General features: G+C 60.1%; 16 protein-coding genes and 1 tRNA gene. 8 read left to right on the forward strand and 9 right to left on the reverse strand.

The window, feature by feature from the left end:
* Positions 1–105: 105 nt before the first annotated feature.
* The 3 genes from AA0535_RS06220 to AA0535_RS06230 are packed head-to-tail and all read right to left on the reverse strand — an operon-like array spanning position 106 to position 3,192.
* Positions 106–1,566: an ArnT family glycosyltransferase gene (locus tag AA0535_RS06220; protein ID WP_373319290.1), complete on the reverse strand. Its 1,461-nt coding sequence runs from the start codon at positions 1,564–1,566 to the stop codon at positions 106–108.
* Entirely contained in the window at positions 1,535–2,626 is a 1,092-nt protein-coding gene (locus tag AA0535_RS06225; protein WP_264815068.1) for a glycosyltransferase family 2 protein, read from the reverse strand. Before AA0535_RS06225 ends, AA0535_RS06220 begins: the two co-directional genes overlap by 32 nt.
* Positions 2,623–3,192, reverse strand: coding sequence for an Lrp/AsnC family transcriptional regulator (locus AA0535_RS06230; RefSeq protein WP_264815069.1), 570 nt, complete (start codon positions 3,190–3,192; stop codon positions 2,623–2,625). Before AA0535_RS06230 ends, AA0535_RS06225 begins: the two co-directional genes overlap by 4 nt.
* A 152-nt stretch (positions 3,193–3,344) precedes the next feature.
* On the opposite strand from AA0535_RS06230, the gene trxB reads away from it, so the two are divergent.
* Both trxB and AA0535_RS06240 read left to right on the forward strand, forming a co-directional pair.
* On the forward strand, positions 3,345–4,301 hold the full coding sequence (trxB, locus tag AA0535_RS06235; protein ID WP_264815070.1) for a thioredoxin-disulfide reductase: 957 nt from the start codon (positions 3,345–3,347) through the stop codon (positions 4,299–4,301).
* Positions 4,302–4,476: 175 nt separating this feature from the next.
* Positions 4,477–5,367, forward strand: a complete 891-nt coding sequence (locus AA0535_RS06240; RefSeq protein ID WP_264815073.1) for a LysR family transcriptional regulator — start codon at positions 4,477–4,479, stop codon at positions 5,365–5,367.
* Between the two features lie 75 nt (positions 5,368–5,442).
* Here AA0535_RS06240 and AA0535_RS06245 read toward each other — a convergent pair whose 3' ends face one another.
* The 3 genes from AA0535_RS06245 to AA0535_RS06255 all read right to left on the reverse strand — a co-directional run bounded on the left by AA0535_RS06245 (position 5,443) and on the right by AA0535_RS06255 (position 7,334).
* Positions 5,443–5,739: an integration host factor subunit beta gene (locus AA0535_RS06245; RefSeq protein WP_264815074.1), complete on the reverse strand. Its 297-nt coding sequence runs from the start codon at positions 5,737–5,739 to the stop codon at positions 5,443–5,445.
* Between the two features lie 69 nt (positions 5,740–5,808).
* A complete protein-coding gene (gene sppA, locus AA0535_RS06250) occupies positions 5,809–6,753 on the reverse strand; it encodes a signal peptide peptidase SppA (protein ID WP_264815075.1) in 945 nt (314 codons plus the stop codon).
* Positions 6,754–6,842: 89 nt separating this feature from the next.
* Positions 6,843–7,334, reverse strand: coding sequence for a MucR family transcriptional regulator (locus tag AA0535_RS06255; RefSeq protein ID WP_264815076.1), 492 nt, complete (start codon positions 7,332–7,334; stop codon positions 6,843–6,845).
* A gap of 855 nt (positions 7,335–8,189) precedes the next feature.
* On the opposite strand from AA0535_RS06255, the gene AA0535_RS06260 reads away from it, so the two are divergent.
* Positions 8,190–10,448 (forward strand): FUSC family protein, encoded by a 2,259-nt coding sequence (locus tag AA0535_RS06260; protein WP_264815077.1) that lies wholly within the window; start codon positions 8,190–8,192, stop codon positions 10,446–10,448.
* Complete coding sequence (guaD, locus tag AA0535_RS06265; RefSeq protein ID WP_264815078.1) at positions 10,445–11,770, forward strand: guanine deaminase; 1,326 nt, start codon at positions 10,445–10,447, stop codon at positions 11,768–11,770. Before AA0535_RS06260 ends, guaD begins: the two co-directional genes overlap by 4 nt.
* A 47-nt stretch (positions 11,771–11,817) precedes the next feature.
* Here guaD and AA0535_RS06270 read toward each other — a convergent pair whose 3' ends face one another.
* The 3 genes from AA0535_RS06270 to AA0535_RS06280 form a co-directional block, all read right to left on the reverse strand.
* A complete protein-coding gene (locus AA0535_RS06270; protein ID WP_264815079.1) occupies positions 11,818–12,795 on the reverse strand; it encodes an alpha/beta hydrolase in 978 nt (325 codons plus the stop codon).
* Positions 12,796–12,820: 25 nt separating this feature from the next.
* Positions 12,821–13,207, reverse strand: a complete 387-nt coding sequence (locus AA0535_RS06275; protein ID WP_264815080.1) for a zinc ribbon domain-containing protein YjdM — start codon at positions 13,205–13,207, stop codon at positions 12,821–12,823.
* 221 nt (positions 13,208–13,428) lie between these two features.
* Positions 13,429–13,518: transfer RNA gene (locus tag AA0535_RS06280), tRNA-Ser, on the reverse strand.
* A 291-nt stretch (positions 13,519–13,809) separates the two neighbouring features.
* Between AA0535_RS06280 and rplU the strand changes: the two genes are divergently transcribed.
* The 4 genes from rplU (at position 13,810) to proB (ending at position 16,649) form a co-directional block, all read left to right on the forward strand.
* Entirely contained in the window at positions 13,810–14,124 is a 315-nt protein-coding gene (gene rplU, locus AA0535_RS06285; RefSeq protein ID WP_023977545.1) for a 50S ribosomal protein L21, read from the forward strand.
* A 28-nt stretch (positions 14,125–14,152) separates the two neighbouring features.
* A complete protein-coding gene (rpmA, locus tag AA0535_RS06290; protein ID WP_127103030.1) occupies positions 14,153–14,419 on the forward strand; it encodes a 50S ribosomal protein L27 in 267 nt (88 codons plus the stop codon).
* A 95-nt stretch (positions 14,420–14,514) separates the two neighbouring features.
* Positions 14,515–15,534: a GTPase ObgE gene (gene obgE / locus AA0535_RS06295; protein ID WP_264815082.1), complete on the forward strand. Its 1,020-nt coding sequence runs from the start codon at positions 14,515–14,517 to the stop codon at positions 15,532–15,534.
* Positions 15,531–16,649, forward strand: coding sequence for a glutamate 5-kinase (gene proB / locus AA0535_RS06300; RefSeq protein WP_264815083.1), 1,119 nt, complete (start codon positions 15,531–15,533; stop codon positions 16,647–16,649). The genes obgE and proB overlap by 4 nt, the downstream gene beginning before the upstream one ends.
* Positions 16,650–16,728: the final 79 nt, after the last annotated feature.

The raw sequence follows: 16,728 nt of genomic DNA on the forward strand, positions 1-16,728 counted from the left end.
GGATTCCATCAGGAATGCAGTCGATGTGCTCTCACAGATCCGCTTCATCTACCCTTGGACAGCCAGCCCCGAAAATCCGGCTGACAAATGCCGCCTCTTACCGGCTCAGGGCAGGCGGAACATGGTCGATCGTTCGGGTATCGTCACCGAGATCAGGCGGTAGCAAAGGATCGGTTCCCCGCGAAGCAGGCGGCAGAATCGTCCAGGCCTGTCGGCACCAAGCCAGGAAGAAGGCAAGTCGGGCTTTTCACTGTCGCGCACCAGAAGCAGGGAAGGACCCGGGGACTGTCGTTCCCGATCCAGATACGCCCATCGCTGGTCATAGCTGAATACCGGATGGGTCGGATCGTGATAGGTCATGATCGCCGCCAGAGCGTAGTCCCCTAGAATCAGGGACTGACCGGGGGGCATGGCATCCCGTACGCGCAAGGCAAGCCCCGACCAGTCTGCGGTCTGACGGGCAATCACGTCATGATGGGCCGATAATCTGAGCGGTGAGAACAGGCCCTGAAATGTCACCAGAGCGGTCAAGGTGAGTCCGAGCGCACAGGCTGTCCCGATACGCCACCCGGTCGAGGCGGCAGCCAATGCAGCCGCAGGGTAAAGAACCACAGGCCAATTTGCCTGGACCCTTCCCCCGAAAGCGTGCTGGACGAACACAATGACCGGTACGAGACAGAGACAGGCTAGTAATCGTGCAACGCTCTCCGCCCGTGAGCGGCGTATGCACCAGACAATCCCGACACAGAAAAGCAGAAAGACGAGAGGCGTTGCGAGACCGATCTGCCCCCCCACAAGCTCGCCGAGGAAACTGAGCGCCCGGAGGGGCTGCCAGTCCCCTGCCCGCCCCCCCTGCTTGGCAAAGCTGGCCCAGTGATGAGTCGCATTCCAGAACAGTACTGGCGCGATGGCGACCATGCCAGCGGCAACCCCACCAAGAAGGCCAAGCCATTGCTTGCGACGCTCGGGCGTGGATAACGCCCATAGACCACATCCGAAGGCCGGCAGGACCGCTGTATATTTACTGTCGAACGCCAGCCCGAAGCACAGTCCTATTGCAATCCACCACAGGCTATGCCCGGTTCTGTACAGACGCCCGAGCGCCCAGAGGGCAAGGGCGATAAAGAAGACGAGAGGCGTGTCAGGCGTGGCGGTAGCCGCGCCCAGCCCGAGCATCAGCGTGGCGTTAAGGAGGAGCGCCGCGCGATACCCCGCGGCACGACTTCCCAGGAGATCGCGCCCCGCAGCGGCCAGTACTCCGGAGCCGACAAAGGCGGATAATGGCCCCAGCAGTCTGATCCCGAGGGGATTCTCGCCACATAGCGCCGTACCCACGCGTATCCACAGGGCGATCATCGGCGGGTGATCGAGATAACCGGGCTGAAGATGACGCGACCAGAGCCAGTAATAGGCTTCGTCCGGCGTCAGCCCCAGCCTTGCGGCCAGAGCGAGACGCAAAGCGGTGAGACATGTCAGAAGCAGCCAGAAAAGCCGCGTGGCCGACACGTCACGCACATGCCAGAAGCTGAAGGTGTCAGCGCCAGACGAGGGTTGAGGCAATCGCATAATTCCAGACCACACCAATAACGGCACCGGCGGCACTGGCGTGGCTCCAGTGAGCGTGTGTGTCGTAGAGAAGCTGCGCCACGCCGATATTGCCCACAGCGCCGATCGCCGCGCCGATCACGAAGATCAATAATCCGGGCAGCCATCGCTTGCCGCGCAACGGGCGGTCAAGATAGGTGATGCGGTTATTGAGCTGGAAATTCGCCAGAATGGCAATTGCCGTGCCGATGATCTGACCGGTTGCAAAATCCGCCCCTGCGAAACGCGCAATCTCCGAGACAAGAAGATTGACGGCGACGCCAACCAGGCCCACCGCAGCGAAAATGATGAACCGCGTTGGCAGCCACCCGCCACAGCCTCGCTCGATCAGCATGCCCAGAAACTGAACCATCACAAGCGGACTCAGCTTGCTTTCCCCCGCGACGCGCGGGCGGAAAACGAAGGGCACCTCGATCAGGCGGGTGGTACCGGGCACCGAGAGGACAATCTCAAGCAGGATCTTGAACCCCGTACCGGTAAGGCTGGGCACGGCCTGCTCGAAACTCGCGCGACGCATGGCGAAAAACCCGCTCATCGGGTCCGAGAGCGGCATGGGCAGAATGGACTGTGCAAGTCTGATCCCGGCCTGGGAGAGCATATGACGCCATCGATTGGCCAGCCCGCTGCTGTCGCCTCCCTCAACGTGACGGCTCGCAACAGCCACATCGGCCCGGTTTTCGAGCAAAGGCGTCACGAGATCACGCAGAATGCTCTCGTCATGTTGCAGGTCGCCATCCATCACGGCAATGACCGGAGCCGTGGAGGACAAGGCGCCCTCAATCACGGCAGAGGAAAGACCGCGCCGTCCGACGCGTCGTACAAGGCGGATGCGCGGGTCGCGCTGCGCCTCTCGCTCAACAATGCGGGCGGTACCGTCGGGCGAATCGTCATCGACGAAAACGATCTCCCAGCGCAGCAAGCCGAGGGCCTGCCTTACCCCTTCGATCAGGGGGACAACGTTCTCCGCCTCATTGTAACAGGGAATGACGAGTGTCAGATCCGCTGGAAGCGGGAGACTCATACGGGAACACCGGCCCTGTTCAGACTGGTCCTGATGGTCTGCAATGTCTGAACCCGCACCACGTGATCGAGATCGGTCAGGCGTTTGGTGAGATAGTTCTGATGAGCTGCGTCGCGTGCCACAAGACGGACGAGGAAGTCTCCGCCCCCCCGGATCATGTGACATTCCCGCACTTCGGCCCAGTCCGCCACCTCGGCCTCGAAAGCCTCCAGAACACTGCCCTTCTGGCTCTCGAGCCCAATCAGCGCGAAGAAGGTCAGCGACCACCCAAGCCGCGAGGCGTCGACATCGGCATGATAGCCTTCGATGACCCCGATCTCCTCAAGGCGTCTGACACGACGCAGACAGGGCGGCGCCGATATACCGGTGCGTCGCGCGAGTTCGACGTTGGTCATACGGCCATCGCGCTGCAACTCAGCGACGATCTGACGATCTATGGCGTCCAGATCGACAATGCCTCCACCCGTCGGACCCGCGGGAGATGCGGAAGAGGAACTCCCCAGAGGCGAATCGCCTCTCGACGCATGATGATGGGGAATATGATCGTCTGGGTCGTGGTCAGTCATCGTCACCGTGGGGTCGGTCAAAACTAGTCGGTTGGCAGGCGCGCTGCATCACCTATATCTGCATCCTGAACCAAGAGCCATGTCTCTTCACACCTGTGATGTCATATCGGTCCGGCGCTTCCAGCACCGGGCCCCGATTAAGGACCCAATCAGTGAGCCAGAGTTTCAAGACCGATCTGCTCGTCATCGGCGCCGGGCCAGCGGGTTACACGGCAGCCATCTATGCGGCGCGCGCCAATCTCAAGCCGATTCTCGTGGCGGGGCTTCAGCCGGGTGGCCAGCTGACGATCACCACCGATGTCGAGAATTATCCGGGATTTGCCGAGCCGGTACAGGGACCCTGGCTGGTGGAGCAGATGCGCCTCCAGGCTGAGCATGTCGGCACCGAAATGCACTATGATCTGATCACCGAATGCCGGTTCGACCAGAAGACCGAAGACGGGTATTTTCGACTGACTGCGGATTCGGGCGCAGAGTATCTCGCGCGGACGGTGGTGATCGCCACAGGTGCCCAGGCCAAATGGCTCGGCCTGCCCTCAGAAGCCAGATTGCAGAGCGGCGGCGTGTCGGCTTGCGCCACCTGCGACGGATTCTTCTATCGTGGGAAGAAGGTGGCCGTGATTGGCGGCGGCAATACAGCTGTGGAAGAGGCACTCTACCTCACCCACCATGCCGATCATGTGACGCTCATTCATCGCCGCGACACATTGCGTGCCGAGCGCATTTTGCAGGACCGGCTATTCGCCAATCCCAAGATCACCGTATTGTGGAACCACGCAGTCGAGGAAATACTCGGGGCGGGCAAGCCCGAAACTGTCTGCGGAGTGAAACTGCGTGACACGCAGAACGGCGCCGAACAGGAACTGGCCGTTGACGGTGTTTTTGTCGCGATCGGCCACAGCCCGAATACGGCACCCTTCCGTGACACTATTGAGTGCGACCCCGAAGGCTACATCATCACTGTGCCGGGCAGCACGCAGACCTCTGTTCAGGGCGTATTTGCGGCTGGTGACGTGCAGGACAAGAAATTTAGACAGGCTATAACTGCAGCCGGTACCGGTTGTATGGCGGCGCTTGAGGCCGAGCATCTTCTCGCTGGTCTTTCCTGAGTCAAAAATCGTTATTTATGCGTAAGATCCTGCGCAGAAAATGACTTGGCAGCGCCGTGGAATGCTGCCAAGTCATTGTGATCAAGATTTCATGACCGCATGGAACGCCCAGGAAATTCCGTTTCCTGCCGCGTTCCATCCTTGCGCGGTCGAGGACGAGCTCTAGGAAAGCCGCATGGACTGGGACAAACTGCGAATCTTCCATGCCGTTGCAGAGGCCGGCTCTTTCACCCATGCCGGCGACCGCCTCAATCTCAGCCAGTCAGCCGTCTCGCGCCAGATCTCGGCTCTCGAAGAAACACTGAATGTCCCCCTTTTTCATCGCCATGCCCGCGGTTTGATCCTCACCGAACAGGGTGAGACGCTCAACCACACGGTGCGCGAGGTATTCTCCAAGCTTTCCCTTACCCAGGCTTATCTCAGCGAGAGCAAGGTCAAGGCCAAGGGCGAGTTGAAAATCACGACGACATCCGGCTTCGGGCTTGGGTGGCTGGCCCCCAGATTGCAGCGCTTTCTTGCGTTGCATCCCGATATCGAGGTCAGCCTGATCATGGAGGATACGGATCTCGATCTGGGGATGAGGGAAGCCGATGTCGCCATTCGCATGCATCCGCCCCGTCAGGCAGATCTGATCCAGCGTCACCTGGCCAATTTCCCGATGCCTATCTACTCCAGCCAGGCCTATCTGGATCAGCATGGTATGCCGACGAGCATCGCTGACCTCGGGCAGCATCACCTGGTCGGATTTGCCGGCATTTCACCCCCGCTCCCGGACGCTTTCTGGTTACTGGAGCTCGTGCGCCGGCAATGTCATGGATCGGTTCGCAACAAGCTCGAGATCAACAGCTTCCCCGCCATTGCAACCGCAATCGCCAACGGGGCCGGGATTGGCTCATTGCCGACCTATCTTGCACAGGCGCATCCCCAGCTGGTCAGGATCCTGCCCCACGAGCCTATACCGACTGTGGAAGCATTCTTCGTCTATCCGGAAGAACTCAAGATGTCGAAGAGGATCACCGTGTTGCGTGACTTCCTGCTGAGCGAGATACAAACAGCCAAACACTGATTTTCCAATCAGCATTCGGTTGCGTGACGCCTTGCCGCGACGAGCGGCATTGATGATTGAAACCGGGGCCTACCCTTACCCGCGCTTGCCTGCATGGGCGTTGACCCGCTCACGAAGTTCCTTGCCTGCCTTGAAAAAAGGAATCGTCTTCTCGCCGACAGCGACGGCAGAGCCGGTGCGCGGATTTCGACCTTGACGGGCATCGCGTTTTTTCACGACGAACGCGCCGAAGCCGCGGATTTCGACCCGGTCGCCGCGAGAAAGTGCAGACGAGATTTCAGACAGGATCGTCTGTACGATCAATTCGATATCGCGGGCATTGAGATGAGGATGTGCTGCAGAGAGTTCGGCGATCAGTTCGGATTTCGTCATGGGAAACTCGGCAGGCTTTCGAAAAGGCTGGACAGGCGCAGACACCCGCCCAGCGGCGATGTCAGGTTTTTACCGTGGCAAAATCGAAACCGCACCGTCAAGCGTCTGATAGGCGGCTACCTGTTCCAGCGCCTCCGGAAGGCCGAACCAGGAACCCCCAAATCGATGATGCAGGCGCTCCCATAGTGTTCTGGGCGGCTTGTCGGCAGCAAGTTTCCGGACCGGGAGATCTTTTGCGCCTTTGACCTGCCCTTTCAGCCAGGCCGTGGCCTGATCCTCATCCCCGATTGCATCGATCAGATGGAGGGGTATGGCCTGACGCCCGGTATAAGGCCGCCCGTCAGAAAGCGACCTGATCTCGTCGACAGGTCGATGTCGCCCTCTGGACACCATGGTGACGAACTGGTCGAAGAGATCGTCGACGATCCCCTGGAGCATCTGTCGCCCCTCGGGCTTCAGTGCAGTGAAAGGCTGGGACTGGTCTTTCATCGGTCCAGAAGCGATTGCCTCGGCCGAGATCCCGATCCGTCCGAGGAGCACTGAGGCATCGGGCCGCATCATGATCACGCCGATAGACCCCGTGATGGTCGAGGGATAAGCGAAGATACGCTGCGCCGGGACGGCAATCATATAACCCGCCGAGGCCGCAAGCCCCTGCATGGAGACGGCAACAGGTTTGTGCCGGGAGAAGGACTCGATCGCGTCATGCAGAGCGACGCCGCCGGTCACGCCGCCACCGGGACTGTCGATGACCAGCACCATCCCACGAACATGGGGGTCCCGCTCCGCGCGCCCGATTGCCTCAACGGTCGGGCGTACACGATTTCCAATGACGCCGGTAATTTCCAATCTCGCGAGGTGATCGATGGGCTTGTGTGGGAGCCCCGGCGCAAACAAGCATATCCCCATGGTGATGAGCGCGGCAATCGCCACACCGCGCCACAGAACAAGCCGTCGCCGCTGGTGGCGCAAGGCAACGCCAGTGTCATCGCCAGGTTGAGAGAACCCTGTCATCCGTCTTTTTCCCGCGCATCAAATAAAAAAGGCAACTCATCACAGGATGAGTTGCCTTTTTCGTTCCGTCTACCGGGTATTGACCCGATTCAGGCCTTTTTTGCGCGACCACGGCGGGTAACGGTCTCTTCCCCGTCAGTATTCTCTTCGGTCGCGGCGCGGGCAGCCGTATCGGCCCCTGCATTGATCTTGCGACCGAGGCCGATTTCACGGGCGAGATGCGAGCGACGCTCCGCATAGTTCGGGGCAACCAGCGGATAATCGCTCGGCAGGCCCCAGCGCTCACGATACTGCTCCGGCGTCATGCCGTAAGCGCTCTGCAGATGACGCTTGAGCATCTTGAGCTTCTTACCGTCTTCCAGGCAGACGATATAGTCGGGGAACACGGAGCGCTTGATCGGCACTGCAGGCTGCGGGCGCTCCGGCTCGGGATCGGCCTGACCTGCGCCCTGAAGAGCGTTGTATACTTGCTTGATCATGCCGGGGAGATCGTCACCCGCCATCGGATTATTGGCAACGTGAGAGGAAACGATCTGAGCGGTCAACTCAAGCAGGGCGACATTGGTTTCAGACTCTGACATTTATTTTCTCTTTGTTGAAGTTTAACTCTTTTAACCGGAGGTTTTATACCATCAGTTTTTTCAGGTAAATAGGTTTAACGATTTCTCTTGTAATTTTTATAGTAATGATCGATTTCCGTTAAAAACAAGCTTAATTCACAATGTTTCATAGCGTCATGCAAGAACAATATTGTCCAGATGGGGGCGTTGTCCTGCTTTTTTCTGACCTTCCCGTCAATATACGTCAAAACACTCTAGAATATCTTTGTAAACCTTTTGATAATTTCATCAATCGCCAATCATTTTTTTTTCGGTTTTGTCCATGCATTCCGAATCTGATCAATTTTCCTGAATAATTAACGATGTAAATGCTTGTTCCTTTTCCATTTTTTACCCGAAATGTCGCGTCGACGGATAGCAAGTCCGAGTCAAAATCAGCTCGCCGCGCTGGAATTCTCTGTGTCCAATTCCCTTCGCCAGACGATTCGTTTGAGATGGCTATACAGCTCCATAGATCCAAGAGGCTGATAGATTCTTCTCCTTTACATCCGGTTACTCACAGATTCTTCCTCTACCACCCTGCGAGAACTGAAAAGCCATGCAACACATGGGCGCTATCTCCACGGTGACAGTCACCCGGAGCAGTCCGTTTCGATGTATCGCGTACCGTATCGGTCCAGAAATAACGTCTGTTAACTATAGCCGCTTGGTAACGCGTTGATTGCACAGATTCCCCCGGCCTTTCGAGATAGGGTCCGAGGCCACGTCGAGCAGGAACCGCCCGCGCCCTAGCGCATCTTGTCACCGAGGGCGTTACGCAAACTTTAGGCATCCTTCCCAGCTGTACGCTTTTCTTACGTGTCGGCCGCTGCCATCATGAAGGAGCTTATTACCACCCGCTCGTCTCTCGGCCTCGTCGCCATAATCGGTTTCCGTACAGTGCGCTCTTTCTCACGTCGTTGGTTCATTGCCGCACGCTCTGGCAGCACCGCGCCCAACCCGGCATCTGGCATGGCCCGGTGGTTCAGTTTCCAGCCCTCCGGCCGCTGGAAATGGCTCCTCGTCCCTTCCGGTCAGGCGGTGGAATTTGCCTTGCGCAACACCATTGCAGCGCTGCTCGCTCTGGGCATTGCCATGTGGATGGAGCTCGACAGCCCCATATGGGCTACCATGACCGTATGGGCAGTGGCCCAGGGCACACGCGGTGAGAGCTTGTCGAAAGCACGGTGGCGCATCGTCGGCACCGTCATCGGCGCGATTGCGGCGATCGGGCTTTTCACAGTCTTTCCGCAGCAACCGCTTCTGTTCTTCATCACCCTTGCGCTTTGGATGGGCTGCTGCGCCGGGCTTGCAACATTCGTCAGTAATTTCAGGGCCTATGCCCTCGTCCTCTCGGGATATACCTGTGCGATCATTGCGATGGGCGCTGTGTACGACCCTGAGAACGTTTTCATGATTGCCGTCTCACGCTCGACCTATATTGCCCTCGGCGTGCTGTGCGAGGCAGGAATGGGGCTCGTTTTCGCGACGAGTCAGGAGCGCCAGGCCCGTCAGGCGGTGCGTTCGAAACTTCAGACGGCGCTGTCCCTGGTCTCCTACTCGATTGCCGACATCCTTGCCGACGCGGCAACGACACAGCGCAAGGCGCGTGATCTCTTTGCCACCATCCTGCGCCTCAATAGCGAAATTGAATTTGCCGAGATCGAGATGGGCCCCCATGGTCACGAAGGTGACCACGCCCGTGCGGCGCTTGCCGCCGTCTCGATCCTGCTGTCTCGCGGCTTTGGGATGGCGGCCCGGCTTGCAACGCTCGCCCATGATCATGGCAGCTTTCGTGAGACCTCGCATCAGGCGCAGGAATTCCTGCGCAGTCTCGATATGCGCCTGCGCAAGCAAGAGCCCGTTCAGCCGATCCTCGCCGATCTTCATCTGCTCATCGAAACCTGCCGCATCCATGCGGCCCCCTTCATCAGGGCCGATCATGAAGAGGCTCCCCAGCTAGGCCCTGTCGATGAGCGTGTTCTCCATGTGGCCCTTGGCGAGCTCCTCAACGACCTCGAAATTGCAATCATCGAATACGATGCCAGCACGCATCTGATCCCGGGGGACCGCTTCCATTTCCGGCTGCAATCGCATCATGATCCACGCAATGCGATCAATAACGGATTGCGGGTCATTGCAGCCATTCTGTTTACCGCCCTCGTATGGGAGGTCACAGCCTGGCCTAACGGAACCGGCTTCATTTCGATGACATCGCTGATCTGCGGGTTGTTCGCCACGCAGGAAAACCCGGTCCTGGGCACGACCGCCTTTCTCAAGGGCACCATCTGGTCCGTCATTGCCGGTGGCATTCTGACATTCATCTTTGTCCCGAAATTCGACACCTATGAAATGTTCATCATGGCGTTCGGCCCGGCCATGTTCATTGGCGGTCTGGCCCGCGCCAATGCCGCCACTGCGGGCGCAGCTGCTGCCTATGGATTGCTCATGCCGGCCATGGTGAATGTGCAGAACCATCATCGTCTTGACGAGGTTGCATTCTATAACGGCGCGATGGCAACCGTCATGGCCGCCTGCGCGGCCGTTCTGGTGTTTCACACCTTCATGCCGTTCAACCCACAATCCGAGAGACTGCGTCTGAGACGTCAGATGCTGGGAGAATTGCGCACGCTATGTCATCTGCGCAAGCCTCCCGAAACCCGTCAGTGGATCGGTCGCAATATCGATCGCTTCGCCCGGCTTATCCGTCATGCCGGCCCCTCGCCTCTGCCCGTCGTCGAGAGCTATCTTCAGGGTACGCTGGCCACAATGACGATCGGCCTGAACGCCATACGCCTGCGCACCCTGCTCGATCGTGAACATCTGCCGGTCACGGCCCGGCGCCCGATCGAGCTGCTTCTGGACCGGATGGAGTACACGCGCGACAGGCATGACCGCCCTGCCCGCGTCGCTGCGGCGGCGGTACGGCGCCTCAGGGCGCTGGATCGAACGGAGCAGGACCTCGTGACACGGCTGGAGCTCATTCGCGGAATATCCTATCTGGTCGTGATCAGGGACGAACTCGTGGCCAATGCTGCTTTCCTCGACGAATCCCACGCTTTCACCAGTCACGAGCTTCTGGACACGACGACATGATGCCTGCGTCTTCCCGCCTCGCCCTGCGCGGCACGACATTGCGCTTTGCGGGCAATCCTTTCGATATGCCGCCGGAGGAGGCCCTGATCACCGATAGCGACGGGGTGGTCGTCATTGAGGAGGGCCATATTACCGCAGTCGGGTCGTACCGGGCGATCGGCGCTGACCTACCCCGCGACATGCCTGTGATCGATCATCGGTCGCAGCTTATCGGACCGGGTTTCATCGACGCCCATGTGCACTACCCTCAACTCGGGGTCATCGCGTCCTATGGCGAGCAGCTTCTGACCTGGCTGGAGCGCTATGTCTTCCCTGAGGAACGACGCTTTGCAGAACAGGCCTATGCCGCGCGTATCGCCTCATCTTTCCTCGACCAGCTGCTCGACCACGGCACGACAACGGCAGCTGTCTACTGCACGGTTCACCCGGAATCAGCCGACGCCTTCTTCGAGGAATCGCAAAAGCGCAATACGCGTATGATTGCGGGAAAAGTCCTTATGGATCGCAATGCGCCAGATTACCTCCGTGATAGCGCGAGAGAGGGCTATGATCAGTCCCGTGATCTGATCGCCCGATGGCATGGCCATGGCCGGCAGCTCTATGCCGTGACACCGCGCTTCGCGCCGACCAGCACCGAGGAGCAACTGGAGCTTGCAGGCGCGCTTCTGGATACAGCGCCCGATCTGTTCATGCAGACCCATCTGCTCGAGACAAGACGTGAGGCGGAGTGGGTTGCATCGCTCTTCCCGCAGCGTTCGGGGTATCTCGATGTCTACGACCATGCGCGTCTGGTGCGGCCGCGCAGCATCTTCGGTCACGCCGTCCATGTCTCAGAGCAGGATCTGACGCGCTGCGCCCATGCTGGTTGTACCCTCGCCCATTGCCCGACCTCCAATGCCTTTCTCGGCAGCGGGGCCTTCAGGATATTCGAGGCGCTGAGACGCGACCGTCCGGTCCACGTCGCTCTCGGGACCGATATCGGTGGCGGCAACAGCCTCTCGATGCTGCGTGTCATGAACGATGCGTATTGTGCCGCCCAGGCCCATGACACAACCCTGCACCCGGTTCAGGCCTATTGGCTGGCGACCGCAGGCGCGGCCCAGGCGCTCGGCCTTCAGGGGGTGATCGGGGAACTCGAGCCGGGTCGTGAGGCCGATCTCTGCGTGCTCGATCCGTTCGCCACTCCGCTCATGGCCCAGCGCGCGCAAAGGGCGGAGAAAACTTCCGATCTGCTGTTCGCCCTGTCGATGCTCGGTGACGAGCGCGCTATTGCAGCCACCTACGTGATGGGCAGGCGTCATGAACGAACGGCATCGGCCTGATTTCCAAGCGCCGTAGAGTTCGTGCCTGCAGCCGATCGAATTCTGCGTCAAATCATGCCGTATTGCTGCAACCACGCCTCATACCACTGCGGCCAGCGTGACGTGACCTGATCCGGCTCTCCCATACCGAACCCATGCCCCCCGGAGGGCAGACGACGATAATCGACCGCCGTGCCGATGGCCGTGCAGGTCCGGGCCATCAACGAGGCATTATAGGGGTTGGCGATGCGATCATTATCGGCCTGGGTCAGGAACACAGGCGGATAACCGGGCATGACATGACTCTGCACAGACCAGAGTCGCGCAAGTGCCGGCTCGGCATCCATGCCAACGAGGTCACGATGGGTGGCCGTGTGGTCGTAGGGCTTTTCAAGCGTGATCACCGGGTAAATCAGTGCCGCACCGGCAGGCCGGGGGGCGCGTGACGCATGCTCGAACGCCACAAATGGCCCAGATCCGTGCCATTGCGAGGCTGTCATGCCCATGAGATGCCCGCCTGCCGAAAAGCCAAGCAGCGTGATCCGCGCCGGATCGATTCCATCGGCACGGGCGTGGCGGCCAATCAGGGACAGGGCACGCCGGGCATCCTGCAAGGGCGCCAGAGGCCCCTCGGCCCAGCCCTCGCTGGGGAGGCGGTAGACGAGGACATACGCCGTGACACCCCGCGCCGTCAGCCAATGCGCGGCCGGGTATGCCTCACGCTGCATGCCGATACGCTGATACCCACCGCCCGCTGCAATCAGCACAGCGCTTCCATTGGGACGCTCGGGCCGGAATATCTCCAGTCGGGGCTCGGTAATATTATACAGGGCGCCCTTTGCCGTAGCCTGCTCGGGCCCCCGAGGGCCTCCGCCCCCGGGGGGAGCGTCCGACCAGAGGGCAATCTGCTCAGGCGCCTTAGGGTGCGACGGGCCGTGACAGCCCGTGAGTGTTGCCGCGGAAAATCCAAGGGTCGAGGCCAGCAGGGAGCGACGCGGAAGGACCAGGGGTTGCGTCGGCGATACCCGAGCTGAAGAACCTGACATTCCGCTTCCTTTCCCGATGAATGCGTCAGGCCTTTCTGACGAATTCCGATTTGAGGTTCATGGCGCCGATGCCTGGCACCTTGCAGGCGAGGTTATGCCCGTCATGCCCGTCGGTCAGGCGCACGCCCTTGATCTTGGTGCCGCCCTTGATGACGGAGGAAGATCCCTTGACCTTGAGATCCTTGATAATGGTCACGGTATCGCCATCCGCAAGGGGATTGCCATTGGCATCACGAATGACCGTATCTTCTGCGAGCGCAGGCGCGCCCTCGGCAATGCTCCATTCCAAAGCGCATTCGGGGCAGACCCAAAGTCCGCCATCCTGATAGATATGTTCACAGCCGCATTGCGGGCAGATATCGCTTTTCACGATCTTGTCGTCCTGTTTTTCTTCAGCGCCAAGAAAGGTCATCGACCGATCCGCGCCCGTTTTTCTCATTGGGTGCGAAAGCCTCTAGCCTTTTCTACAGGGGGTTTTCCAGCGCGATGTCAGGAAGAAGCGAAAAGACAGGCCAATGCAAACGAACGGAGGAGGCCGCAGCAAAACCGCCCCGACCAGTCAGGACGATAGCATCCGAATATTAAAACGGGGGAAAGCGACCGGCTAATCCGAAGGGACCCGCTGGGCGGGTCTGGCGGAGAGGGTGGGATTCGAACCCACGGTGCCCGTGAAGGCACAACGGTTTTCGAGACCGTCCCAATCGACCACTCTGGCACCTCTCCGTAACAGGATCACCCGGTCGTGGGCGGCTTATAGGGGGCAGATCATGCCCCTTGCAAGAGGGGATGAAACGATTCTTTCACCCTGCCCCGATTTGCCAGGGACGCATCGCCGCGATTTTCCACCCGACCCGGCTCGATAATCATTGACGGCTCTACCTTGCCTCCTGTAGTGAGCCCCCCTCGCGGGAGCGCTTGCGCCTTCTGCCAATAATAAAAAGCGACTGGGCAATGCCGACTGGGGGAAAACCCCGGCAAAATTGCCAAGAGATCGGACTGATAGAGAGTTAAACCATGTTCGCAGTCATCCGCACCGGCGGAAAGCAGTATCGCGTCGCCCCGCAGGCCACGCTGAAGGTTGAGAAGCTCGAAGCCGAAGCCGGCACGACCATCACCTTCTCCGACGTTCTGGCCGTTGGTTCCGACGCCGGCATCAAGATCGGCGCTCCGCTGGTTGCTGGCGCCACTGTCACGGCAACCGTGATCGCCCAGGACCGCCTGGACACGGTCATCATCTTCAAGAAGCGCCGCCGGCAGAACAGCCGCCGCAAGAATGGTCACCGCCAGCACGTGACCGTCCTGCGCATCGACGCGATCAACGCAGCGTAACTGACGCTAGAGAGAAGGAGAGACCTCCATGGCACAAAAAAAGGCAGGCGGTTCGAGCCGTAACGGACGCGACAGTGCAGGCCGCCGTCTCGGCGTCAAGAAGTTCGGCGGTGAAGCCGTTCTCGCAGGCAACATCATCGTCCGTCAGCGCGGCACGAAGATGATGGCCGGTTCGAATGTTGGCGTCGGTCGTGACCACACCCTGTTCGCCCTCGCCGATGGCGCCGTGAAGTTCACGCGCCGCGCTGAAGGCCGCGTCCACGTTTCCGTGACGCTGGCAGAAGCCGCAGAGTAAAGACTGGCCACAACCAGTTGACGGGAGAGGCCGGTCCGCATGGGCCGGCCTTTCTTGTTTGGACCGTTTATTTTTGGACGAAGACGAGACAGACCATGAAATTCCTCGACCAGGCCAAGATCTATGTGCGTTCCGGCGATGGCGGGGATGGTGTTGTTGCGTTCCGTCGCGAGAAATATGTCGAGTTCGGCGGTCCCGATGGGGGCAATGGCGGTCGCGGTGGCGATGTCGTCTTCCGCGCCGTCCCGAACCTGAACACGCTGATCGATTTCCGCTACACACAGCATTTCCGTGCCCGCAAGGGCGGGAATGGTGCCGGCTCCGACCGCACCGGCGCCAAGGCCGAAACCGTGATCATCAATGTGCCCATCGGCACCCAGATTTTCGACGATGACCGTGAAACCATGCTGGCCGATCTCGATGAGGCCGGTAAGGAAGTGCTGCTCTGCAAGGGCGGCGATGGCGGGTTCGGCAATGCCAATTACAAGACCAGCACCAACCGTGCCCCGCGCCGCGCCGACAAGGGCTGGCCGGGTGAAGAACGCTGGGTGTGGCTGCGCCTGAAGCTGATCGCCGATGTCGGGCTCGTAGGTCTGCCCAATGCCGGTAAATCCACGCTGCTTTCGGTATGTTCGCGCGCCAAGCCCAAGATTGCCGATTATCCGTTTACCACGCTGCATCCCCAGCTTGGCGTCGTGCGTCTCTCGGCCACGGAAGAATTCGTCATTGCGGATATTCCGGGGCTGATCGAGGGCGCCAGCGAGGGCGCCGGGCTCGGCGATCGCTTCCTCGGCCATGTCGAGCGTTGCGCCATGCTGATCCATCTCCTGGATGGCACGGAGAGCCAACTGGTCAAGAACTACCGCATGATCCGCGGCGAGCTTGCGGCGTATGACGAGACACTGGCCGAGAAACCGGAAATCATCGTGCTCAACAAATGCGACGCCCTGACCAAAACCCAGATCACAGCCAAGACCAAAGCACTGGCCAAGGCTTCGGGGGCCGAGGTGTTCACCTTGTCGGCAGCCACTCATGAGGGGCTGGCCGAGTTGCTGCGTATCGTGCAGGATCGCGTCACCCAATACCGTCTGGAAGAACGCGAGAACACCCCGTGACAAACCGTCTGGCCGAAGCGCGCTGCGTCGTCATCAAAATCGGCTCGGCCCTGCTGGTCGATGCTGAAAACGCCGCGCTTCGCCATGACTGGCTCAACACAGTCTGCGAGGATATTGCCCGGCTACGTGCCCAGGGCACGGATGTGGTCGTGGTCTCCTCCGGCGCCATTGCTCTGGCACGCACCCGGCTGAGGCTGGTCGGGCGCAGGCTGCGCCTGGAGGAGAAGCAGGCCGCTGCCAGTGTCGGCCAGATCCAGCTCGCCCAGGCCTGGAGCGCCGCTCTGGCCCTTCAGGGGCTGACTGCGGGGCAATTGCTGCTCACGCCAGGCGATACGGAAGATCGCGAGCGACATCTGAATGCACGCGCCACCCTGCGTACCCTTCTCGCTCTGGGTTGCGTCCCGGTCATCAACGAAAACGACGCCATCGCCACCACCGAAATCCGCTTCGGCGATAACGATCGCCTTGGCGCGCGCGTGGCGCAAATGATCGGCGCGGATACGCTGATCCTGCTCTCCGATATCGATGGGCTCTACACCGCCGATCCAAGGCTGGACCCGAAAGCCGAGCATCTGCCTGAAATCGAGACTCTCACGGAATCGATCATGGCCATGGGCGGCGCGCCGCCACCGGGCTACTCATCCGGCGGCATGCACACCAAGCTGCTGGCCGCGCAGATCGCCACCCGTGCAGGAGCGCGCATGGCCATCGCGTCCGGGCTCTCGATGCACCCGGTCAGCCGCCTGCTCGATGGAGGACGCTGTAGCTGGTTTCTGGCCAGTGAGGATGCTGGCTCGGCACGCAAACGCTGGCTTGCCAGCGCGCTTGAAACGAAGGGCAGTCTGATCATCGATCAGGGTGCGGCCCATGCCTTGCTCAAGGGTAGCTCCCTGCTCCCGGCAGGTGTCCGAGAGGTTGAGGGCGCGTTCAAGCAGGGCGATCTGGTGGTGATCCGCGACGCAGAAGGGCACGAGATCGGCCGTGGCCTGACCGCCTATGATGCTGAAGATTCGCGCAGGATCGCTGGTCACCGCTCGGAGGAGATCACAAGGTGCCTCGGCCATAGCGGTCGCGACGAGCTGATCCATCGCGACGATCTGGTTCTGATACGCTGACCTTAATTGGCTAGAATTTCTGGCCGGAGCCGATCGAAGACCCTCGTCAGATTGCTGTCTGGACCGCGATCGGGACAGG

Source organism: Asaia krungthepensis NRIC 0535, assembly GCF_025995175.1.
Classification (GTDB): Bacteria; Pseudomonadota; Alphaproteobacteria; order Acetobacterales; family Acetobacteraceae; genus Asaia; species Asaia krungthepensis.